Raw genomic sequence first — 16931 nt, forward strand, 5'->3', positions numbered from 1 at the left:
CGTGCGTCAGTGCCGACCGGCTCAGTAGTGGGTGCCCATGACCCTGCGTACTTCGTCCAGGGTCTGCTCGGCTATCTCGTTCGCACGCTCGTTCCCCCGACGCACTACCGACCGGACATAGCTGGGATCGAGGGCAAGCTCTGCGCGACGACGACGATGCCCGGCAAGGAATGAGTTGGCCGCCTCTGTCACAAGGGTTTTCAGTGCGCTCGACCCTGCTGAGCCCACATCGGCGGCGATCGATTCCGGGCTTGCGTCAGTGCACAGTGCTGCGATAGTGAGCAGCGCCGACACTCCCGGTCGCGTGTCCGGATCGTAGGAGATGTGTCGCTCCGAGTCCGTAGCCGTTCTACGTACAACCCGAGCTGTCTCGTCCGGTGTCATCGACAGCGTGATCGCGTTACCGAAACTCTTGGACATCTTGCGTCCGTCGAGTCCCGGAACGTCAGGACTCGAGGTCAGGAGTGCTTGTGGTTCGGTGAATACCGCGGCGTAGCGGTCGTTGAATCGCCGTGCGATGACCCGTGCCATCTCGATGTGCGGGAGTTGGTCCTTACCGACGGGAACCACATTGGCCTTGCAGAACAAGATGTCCGCCGCCTGATGTACCGGATAGGTCAGCAACAGGCCGCTCAGGACACGACCACTGGCTGCGAGTTCGGCCTTCACGGTCGGGTTTCGGTGGAGTTCGGCCTCTGTCACCAAGCTGAGGAAGGGCAGTATCAGTTGATTGAGGGCAGGTACCGCCGAGTGCGTGAAGATGGTCGATCTGTCGGGATCGATGCCGGCCGCCATGTTGTCCAAAGCTGCGTCGTACACGTGCTGTCGCACGTGCCCGATTGCGTCGCGGTCGGTGATCACCTGGTAGTCCGCCAGGACGATCATCGTCTCGACGCCCAGGTCTTGCAGTCGCACGCGCTCTCGGATCGTCCCGAACAGGTGACCGAGATGCAATGGCCCGGTGGGCCTTTCCCCGGTCAGCGTGCGGTACCTGCCCGGATCAGCGGCAATATCGGTGGCGAGTACATTGCTGCGCTCGACGCTGGAAATGTAGGTGTCGGTGCTCATCGAAGACCTCTCTGTACGAATGGGCGGGCTGTTTTCAGCCGCGTCGTGTTCGTTCGAGAGACCGGCGGGCTGAAGTACAGCCCGCAGGACATGGTCGACCGGGCTGCTAGCGCAGCCACCACCAAGCCTGATGAATGTCGATCATTCCGGCAGGGTAGCAAGGTCGACCGACGCTGTGCCGTGAGCTGCTACCTCCGTGGGCGATGCAGGCCTCCGGGCGGCCGGAACAGATCGCACTTCGGGCGACCTGGGTGGAACCCTCGGTCCCGCTATTCAGACGTCGACCATTCGACGGACACCTCACGGATCGAACATCTACGAGCCGGCCGAATCGGAATGGGCCGCCCTGTTCCGGTGCGCCGTTCGACCGACAACCCTTGACTTCGATTCGATGATTCGGAGCTAATGAATGGGCGGGAACCTCCCGAGTGGGAGTTCCGAGAGCCGTCTGCAACGTAGCGGACACGTCGAGGCAATCCCGCAAAAAAATGTAACGACCTGCGTCTATCTGCCGATCTCCATCAGGACAAAGCAAGTAGGACCAGCTAGTCTGCTCCGTGGGGTGGCACGCAGTCGTGTCGATCGCGCAGGGCGCGATACAGCGGATGCATAAGGGGAATCAGTTGACGATCAGCGGCTCGGGCGCGCTGGGATCGGTCGTGTCTCGACGCGACGCTCGGCGGTTGCGCAAGGTGACCTCGCGTCGCGAGTGGGAGTCGCACTACATCGATGGATTGCGCATCACGGACACACTCGTGGTGCTCCTCGCCGTAACGGTTGCGCAGATCATCCGTTTCGGTGAGATCGACTTTCGCAACCCATGGTCGATTGCCGGCTACATCGGCGTATCGGGTGCCCTCGCTCTGCTGTGGCCGACGTTCCTCGCCATCTTCCGCACCCGTTCCCCTCGGGTCATCGGCAATGGCTCGGAGGAGTATCGACGCATCGTCTCGGCCACGTTCCGCCTCTTCGGCACCGTGGCAATTCTGTCTCTGCTGTTTCGCTTCGACATCGCGCGTCTGTATCTCGCCATCGCATTTCCCGTCGGCCTGATCGGGTTGCTGCTGAGTCGATGGGGATGGCGCAAGGTGGTCGCTCGCAAGCGTGCGCGTGGTGAGTATCAGACGGCGGTGCTCATCGTCGGAAGTAAGAGTTCGGCGTTGTCGATGGCTCGGTCGTTCGAGCGTTCGCCCGGCGCGGGTTACAGCGTGGTCGGCATCTGCTTGCCCAACTACGAGCCCAGCAGCGCCGCGTCCTTCACGATCGACGGCATCGACATTCCGGTGCTGGGGGACGAGCACAGCGTCGTCGAGGCCATCGAGGTCTCCGGCGCAGACACCGTCGCGGTGACGGCAACCGAGCACATCGGCCATCACGGGCTCCGAAAGATGGTGTGGGACCTCGAGAAGAAGAAAGTCGATCTCGTCGTCTCTCCCGGCGTCATGGACGTCGCCGGCCCGCGACTGGTGATGCGGCCGGTCTCGGACTTCCCGCTCATCCACGTCGAGAAGCCGCAGTACAACGGGGCAAAGAAATTCGGGAAGACGGCCTTCGACCTCGTCTTCGCCGCGTCGATGTTGCTGGTGATCTCGCCGATTCTGCTCACCCTCGCCGTGATCATCAAGCTCACCAGCAAGGGCTCGATTTTCTACAAGTCCGAGCGAATGGGTATGGACGGCAGGCCGTTCCAGATGATCAAGTTCCGCAGCATGGTGCAGGACGCAGACAAGCGGGTGCAGGATCTCGCTGCCCTCAACGAGGGTGCGGGCGTGCTGTTCAAGATGCGTGACGACCCCCGCGTCACATCCGTCGGCAAGGTGATGCGCAAATACAGCCTCGACGAGCTTCCGCAGTTCGTCAACGTCCTCACCCGCGAGATGAGTGTGGTGGGTCCGCGGCCGCCGCTGCGCAGTGAAGTCGAAACCTACGACGGCGAAGTGCGGCGACGATTGCTGGTGAAGCCGGGCATCACCGGCCTTTGGCAGGTGAGTGGCCGATCTGATCTGTCGTGGGAAGAGAGCGTGCGTCTGGATCTCTCGTACGTCGAGAACTGGTCCATGACAGGCGATTTGCTCATCATCGCGAAGACAGCGGTTGCGGTCGCCAAGAGCGAAGGCGCGTACTGACGGAGCTGGATGAATTGGCCCACGGGTGTTCCGTTATGTTCGTATCTCTCTGACAGTCGCTCAGTTTGGCTACCGGACTCCCGGGTAACTCCTCAACGCTCATTTGTCATTCAGCCGGCATTGTCCGGACGTTGTCTTTGGGCGCTCACAATGTCGACCCGATACTGCGGAACCGTCAGGGTTGCGTTCGAGACCGAGGAGATTGCCGACGTATGCGCATCACAGTGTTCGGAACCGGGTACCTGGGCGCTACCCACGCAGCGTGTATGGCAGAGCTGGGACACGACGTCCTGGGAGTCGACGTCGACGAGTCCAAACTCCGCAAGCTGGAATCTGGTGAGGTGCCATTCTGGGAGCCCGGGTTGACAGAGGTTCTGCAGCGCAACATCGCTGCCGGCCGTCTTCGCTTCACGTCGTCTTACGCAGAAGCTGCCGAATTCGCCGAGGTGCACTTCTTGGGTGTGGGAACTCCTCAGCGAAGGGGCGAGTACGCCGCCGACATGAAGTACGTCGACTCAGTTATCGAGACGCTCGCACCGTTGCTGACCAAGCCGGCCGTGATTTTCGGTAAGTCCACAGTTCCCGTCGGCACCGCCGAGCGGCTCGGCAGCATGGCCCGCGAACTAGCCCCGGCAGGCGATGGCGTCGAGGTGGCCTGGAACCCCGAGTTCCTGCGCGAGGGCTATGCCGTCAAAGACACTCTGCGCCCGGATCGTCTGGTGCTGGGTGTCGATCGTGAGCGGCCCGGCAGGGCGGAGGAGCTGGCCCGCGAGGTTTACGCGCAGCTGCTCGACGAACAGATCCCGTTCCTGGTGACCGACTTGGCCACGGCCGAGCTGGTCAAGGCCTCGGCCAATGCGTTCCTGGCCACCAAGATCTCGTTCATCAACGCCATTGCCGAAGTCTGTGAGGCGGCCGGAGCAGATGTCACCGTCCTCGCCGACGCCATCGGCCACGACGAGCGCATCGGCCGCAAGTTCCTGAACGCGGGTATCGGCTTCGGCGGTGGCTGCCTGCCCAAGGACATCCGCGCGTTCATGGCAAGGGCAGGCGAGCTCGGCGCCGATCAGGCGCTGACGTTCCTCCGCGAGGTCGACAACATCAACATGCGAAGACGCACCCGCATGGTCGAGCTTGCGCGGGAGGCGTGCGGCTCGCTGCTCGGTGCCCGGGTGGCGGTGCTGGGCGCGGCCTTCAAGCCCGACTCCGACGACGTTCGTGATTCACCGGCCCTTAACGTGGCCGGGCAGATCCAGCTGCAGGGGGCAACGGTCAACGTGTACGACCCGAAGGCCATGGAGAACTCCCGGGCGCTGTTCCCCACGCTGACCTACAACAACACCGCTCTCGAGGCCTGCGAGGGTGCAGACGTGGTGCTGGTGCTGACGGAGTGGAAAGAGTTCAAGGCTCTCGTTCCCGGCGACCTGGACGGCGTGGTGCGCAGCAAGAAGTTGATCGATGGCCGCAACTGCTTGGACCCGGAGCAGTGGCGGGCGGCGGGGTGGAACTACCGAGGCTTAGGTCGTCCCTGAGCTCGACCAGGCAATTCGATCGCACAATTCATTCGATGGAATGAATTGTCGGCCAGTTGCGCTCGTAGGTATCTGTAAATTGCATTAACGCACACCGACTACGAGACGAACGTATTGCTTTGCACTCATCGACTAGTGTTGATGTTTGTTAGAAGCGGTCTTGGCCTCAATTGGCGGGTAAATCACCCGATAAACAGCGCTGAACACTGTGAGTGGTCACTAAAGTGCGTCGATCGTGCTCGTGTGTAACGTTTTTGGACCTCGCGGCGGTTACACCTTGGAAGTCCCAGCCACCTGTTTCGCCTCGTCAGCGTATGTGTGGTAAACCGAACGGACGCTGTTATTCATCTGTGATCTGCGCCGCTCGCGTGGTGCTTCGCATAGCAGCGTGGGACTATTCCAAATCGATACCAGTCGCATTCCGGATTGGTTCGGATGTCAGACCAGCGTCCACCGGAGGTGGACGCAGACGCGCAGAAGGAGGGGAGCAGGTGGCATCTGTCGAGGCGGCACCACGCTCACTCTGGGGATCCTCGCGGTCCGGGGAGTTGAAGACTCGCAAGCTGACATCGCGGCATGTGTGGGAACGCCAGTACATCGCCCGTCTTCGAGTGACCGACGTGCTGGCTGTGGTCCTGTCCGTTGCTCTGGCTCAGATCGTTCGCTTCGGAGGGGTAGAAACCACCGGACTGACGAACTCGGCGATCTACACCGGTGTCTCCGTCGCGGTGGCTAGTGTGTGGATCGCGTTTCTCGCCATCTTCCGAACCCGGTCGACGCGGGTGATCGGCAACGGTGCCGAGGAGTACCGCCGCATCGTGTCGGCCACCTTCCGGCTCTTCGGTGTCATCGCCATCGTCTCCCTGCTTTTCCGTGTCGACTTTGCACGGCTGTACCTGGCCATCGCGCTTCCCGTGGGATTGGTGGCGTTACTAGTCAGTCGCTGGCTGTGGCGCAAGGTGGTCACTCGACTCCGCAGCGAAGACAAGTACAAGACGTCGGTGCTGATCGTCGGAAGCCGATCGGCCGCGGTCTCGATGGCGCAGTCGTTCGAGCGTTCGCCCTCCTCAGGCTACGCAGTGGTGGGAATATGCATGCCTGGCTACGAGGTGCCGAGTGATGGAATCGTTCACGTCGAGGGTGCAGATATTCCGGTACTAGGTAGTGAAAGAGACGTCCTCGCCGCAATCGACGAGTGCGGTGCCGATACGGTCGCGGTGACGGCCACCGAACATCTCGGGCACAAGGGCATTCGCAAGATGATCTGGGACTTGGAGAAGAAGAACGTCGACCTGGTGGTCGCGCCCGGCGTCGTTGATGTTGCCGGCCCTCGTTTGGTGATGCGGCCAGTCGCAGGGTTCCCTCTGATTCACGTCGAAAAGCCGCAGTACAACGGTGCGACGCGATTCAGCAAGGTCGCCTTCGACCTGACGTTCGCCGCGCTGGTGCTGGTGGTGATCTCGCCAATCCTGCTCGCGGTAGCGATTGCAGTCAAAGCTACGAGTCGCGGGCCGGTGTTCTACAAGTCGGAACGGATGGGCATCGACGGCAAACCGTTTTCGATGATCAAGTTCCGCAGCATGACCATCGATGCGGACAAGCAGGTTGCACATCTGCTCGACCGGAACGAGGGTGCCGGCGGGGTGCTGTTCAAGATGCGCGATGACCCGCGGGTAACGCCTGTCGGCAAGATCCTGCGACGCTTCAGTCTGGATGAGCTTCCGCAGTTCATCAACGTGCTCAGGCGTGAGATGAGTGTGGTGGGGCCGAGGCCTCCGCTACGCCGTGAGGTCGAGACCTACAACGGCGAGGTTCGTCGACGCCTTCTTGTCAAGCCTGGTGTCACCGGGCTGTGGCAGGTCAGCGGGAGGTCCGACCTGTCGTGGGAAGAGACTGTCCGGCTCGATCTTTCGTACGTCGAGAACTGGTCGATGGTGGGAGATCTACTGATTATTGCGAAAACCATAAAGGCCGTCACTGGACAAGACGGTGCATACTGAGGATATAACTGGTATGTAAAATGTTCGAGATTGAGTAGCGGACAATGTACCTACTGAGCGGTAAGAGTGACCGAATTCAAGCTGCTAAGAATTGGTAAACGAGCGACTTGGACCAGAGGAAGATGTGAGCTGGATGTCTTTAATCGACCGGTTGGTCCATGACCAGCGCCATCGACTTGCAGAAGCGAAGTCAGACCAGTCGTGGAAATTGGTCAGCGGTCAATTGGCAGGCAAGACTGCAGCCATGGCCGCGCGGGGAGCCACGCTAAAGTACCGACTTCGAACGTGCACCGGAATTCCCCTCATTGGCTCGGGAGTCAGAGTTCGAAATCCGCAATTCATCGATATTGGATCAGACTTTGTCGCTGAGGACTTCGCGGAGATTCAAGGTCTAAGCCGCGACGGAATCAGGCTAGCCGACACCGTTTCTATCGGTACGGGAGCCCTCATTCGACCAAGTAGCTACTACTCCCGAGAGATCGGCGTCGGTCTGCAGGTTGGATCTGGAAGTAGTATTGGACCACAGTGCTACATCGGATGCTCCGGTGGGATAACGATAGGGCGGGACGTAATGCTTGGTCCTGGAGTGCGGCTATTCGCTGAAAACCACACAATTGGGGATGCCTCGAAAACGGTGAAGAGTCAAGGCGTCGAATGGGGAAAGATAATTATCGAAGATGGTGCTTGGATTGCTAGCGGGGTGACCATTACGGCAGGGGTTACCATTGGCGAAAACTCAGTTGTCGCTGCTGGTGCAGTTGTTACGAAGAACGTTGAGCCCGGGGTAACTGTGGGCGGAGTTCCGGCAAGGCCGATTAAAGGCAGAAGCTAGTGACGAAGAAGCGTCTTCTGGTCGTCCACCCCTCCGATGAGATGTACGGTGCCGATAAGGTATTGCTGGAATTTCTTTCCGCAGTTCCCGACGGGTGGGACGTCAATGTCTGGCTACCCACGGATATTGACTACCCACTTAAAGAACTTTCATCAAAGATTCTGGAAATGGGCTATCCAGTTAGCCATGTTGCATTGCCGGTTCTGCGCCGATCATATCTTACACCTTCTGCTGTGCCAGCCCTCGTTGGTCGATTCATCCGAACGGGGTTTCGGCTACTATGCCTAAGGCCATCAATCGTTTATGTAAGCACATCCGCAGTGGCCCCCGTGCTTCCGCTGGCAAAAATCATCGGAGCCAAGCCAATTCTGCATCTCCATGAGTACATTGATGCCGTAACAGCAAGGTATCTATTGCCCTTTATCGCGTTCGCTCGGAAAATAGTCTGCGTGAGCGAGGCAATACGTGAGCCATTGCCAGCTAGGCTTCTGACCAAGACAGACGTGATTCTCAATGGGTTCGAATTTGATGATCCGACGCCTCTGAATCAATCTGACCAAATAGTCTGTTTAGTGGCGAGTCGCTGGAACTCATGGAAGGGGCATGAGGTATTGCTGGAAGCGTGGGACCAGCTCACTCGTGATGACCTCGCCATTGTTATTCTCGGTAACGCCCCAGTTAATGGCGAGGCCACTGATGTTCTTGCGCTTGTCGCGAAATTAAAGCGAAGAGAATCCGTCACGGTGGTAGGTCAAACATCTGATGTCCGAAAGTACCTTGACGCCGCTCACTTGGTGCTGGTGCCAAGCATCAAACCCGATCCTCTGCCAACTATAGCCATTGAAGCACTGGCAGCCGGACGTCCAATAATGGGCAGCGACAGTGGTGGATTGCCTGAGATTATTGGACGCGAAGCGGGATATCTGGTCGAAACAGGTAGCGTCGAGGCCTGGAAGTCGGCGCTTGCTGCCCTAACACGAGATGATATTGCAGACCGGGCTTTGAATGCGTACCCGCGTTTTGAGAAAAAATTTGGAGTACGTCGGTTCCACGACGAAATACGTGAGGCAGTCTGGAAAACGTGAATTAGTAGACGCTAGAGGCGCATGTAATGCGATTTCACTGCGGAGTGCAGAACGACCTTCGGCCTACAATTAGTGCGACTAGAATCGGAGACATTCAGTGAAACGGTCAGTTGCGATCATCGGGACGCGGGGCTATCCGAGCTTCTACGGCGGATTTGAAACCCTGCTGCGGCAGTTATGCCCGTACCTGGCAGAAGACGATTGGGACGTGACTGTCTATGGCCGGGATGCCAAAGTGTTGGCAAACGGTGAACCTGCAGACAGTCGAATCAATAGCGTGATTACGCGCGGAATAGAATCAAAGTCTGCTAGCACGCTTTCGTACGGACTGACTTCAACCGTCCATGCAGCACGAACAAAGCCAGACGTTGCCTTAGTGATGAACGTTGCAAACGGTTTCTGGTTACCCATTCTAAAAGCGAGGGGAGTGCCGACGGTCGTAAACGTCGACGGGATTGAATGGGAGCGTGAAAAGTGGGGACAAGCAGCGAAGGGTGCTTTCAAAGCGGGTGCATTTTTGACTGCGAAGTACGCCGACAAGCTGGTTTTCGACGCGAACGAAATTGGAAAAAAATGGGATAGAGAGTTTGGTCGTGATGGCAGTTTCATCCCATACGGAGGCGCTGAACCGCCGCAGTCTGAACCTGTCGATGGATTCCCCCATCGTGGCTATGTCCTCATGGTTGCTCGTTTTGTTCCAGAAAATACTATCGAGCAGTTTTTCGATGCAGCGGAGGAAGTCAGTAGAAAGTGGCCAGTGGCTATTGTCGGGTCATCTGGTTACGGTGGTGACCTAGACTCAAGAGCGCATCAATTGGCCTCCCAGTTCGAGAATATCCACTGGTTTGGCCACATGAGTGATGATGCGAAGTTATTCGCGCTATGGCAGCACGCAGGCGCATACTTCCATGGGCATAGCGTCGGTGGTACTAATCCCGCGCTCGTCCAGGCTATGGCATGTTCGGCACCTATCGTCGCACGAGACACGGTCTTCAATCGAGAGGTGTTGGATAGCTCGGCAGTGTTTGTGCAACCCACTGCTGCGAGCATTTCCGACGGGTTAATGCGCGTTTTGTCGGATCCCAGTCTTATGTCCAGTCTTAGCCAAGGCGCAAAACTTCGACAGGAAGTGCACTACACCTGGGATTCGGTGTGCAAAAAATACTCAGATCTCCTTCGCTCTTCAGTGAAGAGGTAGCCGAGTGGCGTGTCGCGAAGTGTTTTTAATGGCAGAAGCTAGGGAGAGTTGTCATGAGTCTTAGAGGTAGTAGCGTCGCAGTGACCGCTATTATAGTCACCTATAATAGCTCGGCGGTCATCAAAGATTGCTTGTCACTCTTGCAATCGAACCCGGAGATCGAGGTAATTGTTTTTGACAATGCATCCCTTGACGGCACTGTCGAGTTAATGAAGCGAGAATACAAGAACGTCAAAGTTATCGAACACGATCGAAATCTTGGCTTTGCAGGCGCGGTTAATCGCGCAGCAGAGGAAGCCTCCGGCGATGCAATCCTGCTACTCAATCCAGACGCAATAATCAGCGGAAGTACTGTGATTGCGATGTACAAGACGTTACATTCGGATGACTCAATTGGCGTCATAGCACCCACCTTGAGGCAACCGGCTGGGCATCTGACAGTTCGTGAGGGGGGCCGTGAACCCAATTTGTGGCGGGTCCTCTGCCACTTCTCCGGGTTGTCTAGATTTTCGCACCGGATCAGAACCTTCGAGGGTGCCTACTTGCTTCATGTCCACGGGCTGAACACTCGCGACGTGGATTGGGTTTCGGGTGCGTGCATGATGGTTAAAAGTGAACTATGGAGTTCACTAGGTGGCCTCTCCGACCGTTGGTTTATGTATGCCGAGGACATTGAGTTCTGTCTCCGAGCGAGAGAATGCGGACTCAGGGTAGTTATGAGTGCGGACTTCGACGCGACGCACGCATTGGGTGAAAGCTCAGGGTCACAGGACTTTGGCAAGCCCAATACACTATGGATCGAGAACTTGTTTGACCTATATAAGTGGAAAATTTCCGGCGGGAGGCTATCCAATATTGCCTGGAAAGTGGTGGTGGCGGGCGGTTTCTACGCACGGGCGATGTTGTACATGGGCAGGTCGAGGATCGGGCACTCTCCTGATGGACCGGACGGGATCTCCGCGAGGCGAGCCCTCACCTTTGCAAGGGCAGTCAGCAAGCAACCAAGTAAGCTGGATGCGCCGTTTTTGGATTGAACAGTCAAGTTCTAGGCGCGGTATCATTTGGCCACCTATGGATATACGAAGTGCATCACCAGCTAGGAAGTGCTCACTACCATGAATCTTGTAAGCGTCGGTGCATTTGACCGGTTCAATTACGGCGACTTGCTGTTTCCACTGGTGCTCGATGCGGCGTGGAATGAGGTCAGCAATTCGCCAATGCGCCACTTTGCACTGCACGGCGCATCCGGGCGTGCCTGGGGCACATTGCCTTCTGAGAGCGCTCGCGCACTCCGAGAATATTTTGAAGCAGAATCAGGCGTCTCTGGGTGCATCGTGGCGGGCGGGGACGTTCTCGGTGCATCATGGTTTGACCTTGCCTGGCATTCGCTTCCAAGTGTGCTCGACATGCCCGCTGCGGCGTTAAGCCGCCTCGTGCCCCGCTCAAAGCTCTCGTCGAGTGTGCGGAGAATCGCAGGAGGTAAATGGAGGCTGCCGTTTGTACCGGACGCGGTCACAGCGCGGCGTGTTCCAATTGTTTATAATGCTGTGGGTGCCACCAGTATGAGTGGTATGTCCGAGATTGACCGAAGTTATGTTGTAGACGCATTAAAGTCGGCGTCATACGTAAGCGTGCGCGACAAAACTGGCAATGATTTGTTGCGGGAGATGGGCGTTCACTCTGTTTTAGTACCCGATTCAGCATCTGTTATCAAAAAGCTTATGCCTGGATTTCCGAAGAAACCCGGCAGTGTGGTATTTCAGTGTTCGAGACATTGGTTACGTTCTCAATATGAAGATGATGTTTTTGGAAGTATACGAGTACTCGCCGACTCGTTTGACCACGTCTACTTGCTAGCGATCGGCCTAGCAGGCGGCCACTCCGATATGACATCTCTTCGGAAGATCAAACGTGCATTGGACGTCGATAATGTTTCACTTATTAGTCCAAATAATGTTTTTGAGGTTGCTCGGCCGATCGCGGGTGCAGACTGCTATGTCGGCTCAAGTTTGCATGGTGCGATTACGGCGCTTGCTTATGGCACTCCAGTTGTCGGCCTAAATCGAGTTCCGAAACTGACCGCCTACCTGCAAACCTGGGCTGCCGATGTGTCCTACAGCGATGTTGCGCCGTCAGTCATCGCAGACTCCGTATTGTCAAGTAGAAACCGGGACCCAGCCGATCTTGCTGAGCTGGGTGACAGACTCTCCGAACTGAGTAGTGCTGCCACGCGTTCCATGCTTGACATATTTATTGGTTCTGCATGATGCGGCGAAGTGCGGTCGGACTCCGCTCAAAACTGGACAATAAGTTCATCTTCCTGCTGCTTGCGCAGTATTCACCATTTGCGGTGCAGCTTGCTACTGGGCCAATACTCGCACGGTCGCTTGGTCCCGTGGACCGAGGCTACTTGGGCGTCGCCTTGACTTTGGTAGCGGTTATACCGATCACTGCTGCGATGGGAATGCCCGCGGCGGCGAGACGTCTCGCCGCTGAAGGCGTGGATTCGGAAAGCGCTGGCTATGCTGCCTCAAGGTACAATCCTTGGGTTCTTTTAATTACACTGACACTGACGGTGGTTAGTGTGCAAGTGTGGTTTTCATCAATGTCGATAAGTGAATCGGCGGCAATATTTGCATTGCTACTCTTGTCTTTTTTCGGCGCTGTACGAGCCACCATACTTGCATTGGCGGTCGGGGACGGCCGGACCGATCTTGTCGCTAGATACCAAATGTCAGGTGCCGCGGTATCCGGAATTGGGATTGTGGGACTGGCAGCATGGGGTCAATTGTCAATAGTCACTGTGTGTCTCATCTATATACTGAGTCAGTTGGCGCAATTTGTGATAATTGGCGGCGCGCGATCCATCAAGTTGAAGTCTAGGAAATTTGCGCCTGACGTCTACCGTGGTGCACTCAAGGCGGACCTTCGTTATGCATTGAAGTCACTCCCCGGACAATTTGGCGACGTGATGTTGCTCCGCGTAGACCAGCTGCTTTGTGCTTTGATTCTGGGAGCCTACGCTACTGGTCTCTATACTGTCGCCTTTAGTTACGCTTTTGTTGTATTTCCGTTCGTCCATACGCTTTCGCTTAAGGTTGCTGCCGGTAAGTCCCGTAGTCGGCTAGTTGCGGACTCGGTGCGAGATCCCCTTCTTGTTCTTTCCGTTGGTTTGGTGTTTGGTCTGGTTTGGAGTGTTGGAGCGTTTCTTGCTGTTCCGCTTCTGTTCGGGTCCGCGTATCAATCGTCAGCGCCGATTGCTGGAATTCTCACGTTCGGCGTCGTCCTCTTCGCGTCCTCGACCGTAAATGTGCAGGCCGCTATTACGATGGGTCGCGCCCACGCCATGAGCGTCGTGTCCATTTTTGTTCTCCTAATCGAGATCGGCTTAATTGTTACTGTCGCTGGTTACGAATCTCTTGAACTGATAGCCCTCGTCGGTGTATTAGCGTCAGCGACGTATTTCTTCCTCTCGATGTTCGTGCGGCAGTCGAGGCAGACTGAATCGCACCTAACTGATTCTAAGGGCGTTTACAAAATGAAGATAATATTGAGGAATATCAGTTCAGCAGGCGTTCTGGTGGCGTTCCTACTTGTTTCCTGCTTTTTCGGTGCTACTGTAGCGATGTCGACAATGAATAATTCGTTCACGGTTGCTGCAATCTATGCTGGAATAAGTGTTCTTGTTCTACTAGTCGGCTTTCCCTTGCTCAAGTCTGGCGTTGCGCGTAATAATGTTGCGGTGTACTTTCTTCCGGTCTTTATCGTATACAATATGGGTTCGCTGTTTTTTGCAAGAACCGAGACTTCATCGTTTCAGGCAGTCTTAGTAGTAATTGGGGCTGGATCGTTTGTGGCAGGCTCGCTCGTGTATTCCTCCGTCGCGGATGTTCCGATTACTAAAGCGAGGCCGGAGGTTAGATTCTCACGGTACGCTGCGGTTTTCTTACTAGGTTCTGTCGTGGCGGTTGGCCTGCTCGCAGTCAATGGAGTTCCGGTACTCTCGGGCGACGTTCTGACAGCACGTCTTGGTGCCATTTCTAACGGCTATGCTGGAACTGTGATGGTTGTTGCGTTGCAGTCGGTTTTGATTGTGGGCATTAGCCGCGTTGTAGACCTCGGACGTGCTGTGAGGCGGGATGGATTATTCTGGCTCGGTGTTCTGTCTATTGCTATATTGTATTTATTCGGAAATAGGGGTTTGTATATATTTCCTTTGGTTAGTGTGGTTTCGTACTTGCTTATTCGTAGGCCGAAAGCAGTGTGGGTGACTATCCCGGGTGCTTTGTTGGGGCTGACATTAGTTTCGTGGATCGGGTTTACGAGAGGGCTTGAGGCTTACGGTTCGTCCTATCTTTCAACGCTGAGGCGGCAAGGTGTTTCGGAGCAGTTTTATATATTCGGGCCTGTGATTGAGTATTTCAAGGGAACAAGTGAGGCCGTGGACGCGGTGATTCGGACCTTCCCTGATTCAGTACCGCATCCTTGGGGTGCAGTTTTTTTCTCCCCGTTACTGACTCCGTTGCCGGGAAAGCAAGAATCGGCAGGTGTCTTTCTGAAGGAGTCGATAGGTCTGGACTTTTCCGGGTTTGGTTTGGCGTCCGGTTCCATAGGTGGGTTTTACATGGATTTCGGTTTAGCTGGCGTTTTTGGCGGTTTTTTTGCTCTTGCAATTATAGCTCAGTTGATACGAAGAAGGGCGGTCGAATCTGCTCGTTGGACGCTTGTGCTGGCATACTATATTGGGCACTTGTGGGCAATGAACTATTCGCACCCATTTCCATATCTAGCGACTGTTGTAATCCCGGTTGTGATTTTGTTCCTGACCAGTCCACTTAAAACGGTAAACGATCCTATTCGTGATTCGCGCGCGTGGATTGATGGTACCGAGGGGCGTCGGAGCAGATCTGCTACCTTTCCAGCCAAATCATAGAGGCCGGCCTCACCAACAGCGATGATCTTCGCGGGAGCTGCTACGTGTGGTGATCATGACCTCGATCGAACGGACTTACCACCGCAAGCGGGGACAGCGACGTCTCGGCAAGCTCGTTCCGATCGCGGTTGAGGCAATCAGTCGGACCGCACGCGCGGCCTGGACTACTTAACCCCACGAGCCAACCGAAGTGGGCTCAGTCCCGAGGGTCGGAAGATCGACTGAAACTAATGACACGGTGGATATAGTGCACGGTGGGTCTAACGTCAGGGACTTTCCCTACCGACGACGAACAAACGGCCCAGGCCACTTAGCTTGCCGCGCGAGGACGTTTGATACCTGGAAGACTTCGGGTTCATGCGGGGAATCATTCTGGCGGGCGGCACGGGCTCACGGCTTCATCCGATCACGATGGGGGTGAGCAAACAGTTGGTCCCGGTCTACGACAAACCGATGATCTACTACCCCCTCTCGACCCTGATCCTCGCCGGAATCCGCGAGATCCTCATCATCACCACACCCCAGGACGCCGACCAATTCGCACGCCTCCTGGGCGATGGCTCCCAATTCGGCATCTCCTTGACCTACAAGGTCCAACACGAGCCCAACGGCCTCGCCCAAGCCTTCGTCCTGGGAGCCGAGCACATCGGCACCGACTCCGCAGCACTGGTGCTCGGCGACAACATCTTCTACGGCCCCGGCCTGGGCACCCAACTCTCGCGCTTCGACACCATCGACGGCGGAGCCGTCTTCGCCTACGAGGTCTCCGACCCCACCGCCTACGGCGTCATCGAATTCGATGCGAACCGAAAAGCTGTGTCGTTGGAAGAAAAGCCCGCCGCCCCGAAATCGAACTACGCCGTCCCGGGCCTGTACTTCTACGACAACGACGTCATCGCCATCGCCCGCGACCTCGCCCCCTCCGCGCGTGGGGAGTACGAGATCACCGACGTCAACCGCCACTACCTCGACGCCGGCCGCCTCCAGGTCGAGGTCCTGCCCCGCGGCACCGCCTGGCTCGACACCGGCACCTTCGACTCCCTCCTCGACGCCTCCAACTACGTGCGCACCATCGAACAACGCCAAGGACTCAAGATCGGATCCCCCGAAGAAGTCGCCTGGCGACGAGGATTCATCACCGACGACGAACTACGCGCCCGCGCCGAGACACTCGTCAAATCCGGGTACGGCCGCTACCTGCTCGATCTGATCGACCGAGGAAACAGATGACCTTTCGTGAACTGACAATATCCGGGGCCTACGAATACACCCCACGCCAGTTCGGTGACGACCGCGGCGTGTTCTTCGAATGGTTCAAAGCGAGCCTGTTCGAGGAGACCACCGGGCGAGCGTTGGATCTGAAGCAGGCGAACTGCTCGGTCTCCGCCGCCGGAGTGCTGCGCGGGATCCACTTCACCACCAACCCACCCGGGCAAGCGAAATACGTCACCTGTGCCCGCGGGGCGTTCCTCGACGTCATCGTCGACCTGCGTGTCGGCTCCCCGACGTTCGGGCAATGGGACAGCGTGCTGATCGACGACGTCGACCGCAAAGCAGTGTTCCTCTCCGAAGGACTCGGCCACGCCATCCTCTCGCTCGAAGATGGCTCCACCGTCATGTACCTGTGTTCGTTGGAGTACACCCCGGCACTGGACCGCGACATCAACCCCCTCGACCCCGCGCTGGGCATCGACTGGCCCACCACCGGCCGCGACGGATCGCCTCTGACCTACGAGCTCTCCGCCAAAGACAAAGCCGCCCCCACCCTCACCGAAGCCCTCGAAGCAGGGACCCTGCCCACCTTCTGAGTTCGTGTCCCCCGCTCGTCGATGCCCGCACGGCCCGGCCGAGGCAAGTCAAGGAGGTTCACTCGCGCTGGAGTGCGGAATTGGGTTCTTGGTCGGTGTAGCTTAAAAACAGCCCTGTTCCAAAGATCAAGCTTGCTTGATCCATCCGGGTGTCGAGAATCACCCCGACTTGCAGCTTGAGTGCAGAGCCCTCTCTTCGTTCGCGCACAGACGGCTGCCGCACTGCTCGCGTCTGTTTTTTCAATTGTTAACACTTGCTTCAGAATCAGGGACAGAGATTGTCGTGATACGTCACAGCGGGGAATTCCCCGACTGAGGTGTCGTGAATCAAACGAATCATTAACTGGCT

General features: G+C 57.0%; 12 protein-coding genes and 1 pseudogene. 12 read left to right on the forward strand and 1 reads right to left on the reverse strand.

All coding sequences use genetic code 11. From position 1 onward, the window contains the following. Positions 1–21: 21 nt before the first annotated feature. Positions 22–1068, reverse strand: coding sequence for a tryptophan--tRNA ligase (gene trpS, locus QM588_RS03665; RefSeq protein WP_283311524.1), 1047 nt, complete (start codon positions 1066–1068; stop codon positions 22–24). Positions 1069–1673: 605 nt separating this feature from the next. On the opposite strand from trpS, the gene QM588_RS03670 reads away from it, so the two are divergent. The 12 genes and pseudogenes from QM588_RS03670 (at position 1674) to QM588_RS03720 (ending at position 16582) form a co-directional block, all read left to right on the forward strand. Continuing rightward, on the forward strand, positions 1674–3194 hold the full coding sequence (locus QM588_RS03670; protein WP_283311526.1) for a sugar transferase: 1521 nt from the start codon (positions 1674–1676) through the stop codon (positions 3192–3194). 212 nt (positions 3195–3406) lie between these two features. Further along, positions 3407–4726 (forward strand): UDP-glucose dehydrogenase family protein, encoded by a 1320-nt coding sequence (locus QM588_RS03675; RefSeq protein WP_283311527.1) that lies wholly within the window; start codon positions 3407–3409, stop codon positions 4724–4726. Positions 4727–5217: 491 nt separating this feature from the next. Then, complete coding sequence (locus QM588_RS03680; RefSeq protein ID WP_442972856.1) at positions 5218–6726, forward strand: sugar transferase; 1509 nt, start codon at positions 5218–5220, stop codon at positions 6724–6726. Positions 6727–7297: 571 nt separating this feature from the next. Beyond that, positions 7298–7558, forward strand: a complete 261-nt coding sequence (locus QM588_RS25775; protein ID WP_442972865.1) for an acyltransferase — start codon at positions 7298–7300, stop codon at positions 7556–7558. Next, on the forward strand, positions 7558–8643 hold the full coding sequence (locus QM588_RS03685; protein ID WP_283311529.1) for a glycosyltransferase: 1086 nt from the start codon (positions 7558–7560) through the stop codon (positions 8641–8643). The genes QM588_RS25775 and QM588_RS03685 overlap by 1 nt, the downstream gene beginning before the upstream one ends. A gap of 97 nt (positions 8644–8740) precedes the next feature. Beyond that, positions 8741–9841 carry a glycosyltransferase gene (locus QM588_RS03690; RefSeq protein WP_283311530.1) on the forward strand — a complete coding sequence of 367 codons (1101 nt, stop codon included), beginning with the start codon at positions 8741–8743 and terminating at the stop codon, positions 9839–9841. A 53-nt stretch (positions 9842–9894) separates the two neighbouring features. Beyond that, positions 9895–10875: a glycosyltransferase family 2 protein gene (locus tag QM588_RS03695; RefSeq protein WP_283311532.1), complete on the forward strand. Its 981-nt coding sequence runs from the start codon at positions 9895–9897 to the stop codon at positions 10873–10875. Positions 10876–10956: 81 nt separating this feature from the next. Further along, the gene (locus QM588_RS03700; RefSeq protein ID WP_283311534.1) at positions 10957–12108 is read left to right on the forward strand and encodes a polysaccharide pyruvyl transferase family protein; all 1152 of its coding nucleotides are present in this window, start codon (positions 10957–10959) and stop codon (positions 12106–12108) included. Beyond that, the gene (locus tag QM588_RS03705) at positions 12108–14774 is read left to right on the forward strand and encodes an oligosaccharide flippase family protein (RefSeq protein ID WP_283311838.1); all 2667 of its coding nucleotides are present in this window, start codon (positions 12108–12110) and stop codon (positions 14772–14774) included. Before QM588_RS03700 ends, QM588_RS03705 begins: the two co-directional genes overlap by 1 nt. A gap of 28 nt (positions 14775–14802) precedes the next feature. Further along, positions 14803–14946 (forward strand): annotated as a pseudogene (locus QM588_RS03710) (IS3 family transposase); the annotation flags it as partial. 185 nt (positions 14947–15131) lie between these two features. Further along, positions 15132–16004, forward strand: coding sequence for a glucose-1-phosphate thymidylyltransferase RfbA (rfbA, locus tag QM588_RS03715; protein ID WP_283311536.1), 873 nt, complete (start codon positions 15132–15134; stop codon positions 16002–16004). Continuing rightward, positions 16001–16582, forward strand: a complete 582-nt coding sequence (locus tag QM588_RS03720) for a dTDP-4-dehydrorhamnose 3,5-epimerase family protein (protein ID WP_283311538.1) — start codon at positions 16001–16003, stop codon at positions 16580–16582. Before rfbA ends, QM588_RS03720 begins: the two co-directional genes overlap by 4 nt. The last annotated feature ends 349 nt before the right edge of the window (positions 16583–16931 follow it).

This window comes from Rhodococcus sp. IEGM 1354, assembly GCF_030056855.1.
Classification (GTDB): domain Bacteria; phylum Actinomycetota; class Actinomycetes; order Mycobacteriales; family Mycobacteriaceae; genus Rhodococcoides.

What these genes read in the sequence shown, in the direction of transcription:
- trpS (WP_283311524.1), bottom strand. Translation starts at nt 1,068, where the DNA reads ATGAGCACCGACACCTACATTTCCAGCGTCGAGCGCAGCAATGTACTC.
- QM588_RS03670 (WP_283311526.1), top strand. Translation starts at nt 1,674, where the DNA reads ATGCATAAGGGGAATCAGTTGACGATCAGCGGCTCGGGCGCGCTGGGA.
- QM588_RS03675 (WP_283311527.1), top strand. Translation starts at nt 3,407, where the DNA reads ATGCGCATCACAGTGTTCGGAACCGGGTACCTGGGCGCTACCCACGCA.
- QM588_RS25775 (WP_442972865.1), top strand. Translation starts at nt 7,298, where the DNA reads ATGCTTGGTCCTGGAGTGCGGCTATTCGCTGAAAACCACACAATTGGG.
- QM588_RS03695 (WP_283311532.1), top strand. Translation starts at nt 9,895, where the DNA reads ATGAGTCTTAGAGGTAGTAGCGTCGCAGTGACCGCTATTATAGTCACC.
- QM588_RS03700 (WP_283311534.1), top strand. Translation starts at nt 10,957, where the DNA reads ATGAATCTTGTAAGCGTCGGTGCATTTGACCGGTTCAATTACGGCGAC.
- QM588_RS03705 (WP_283311838.1), top strand. Translation starts at nt 12,108, where the DNA reads ATGCGGCGAAGTGCGGTCGGACTCCGCTCAAAACTGGACAATAAGTTC.
- rfbA (WP_283311536.1), top strand. Translation starts at nt 15,132, where the DNA reads ATGCGGGGAATCATTCTGGCGGGCGGCACGGGCTCACGGCTTCATCCG.
- QM588_RS03720 (WP_283311538.1), top strand. Translation starts at nt 16,001, where the DNA reads ATGACCTTTCGTGAACTGACAATATCCGGGGCCTACGAATACACCCCA.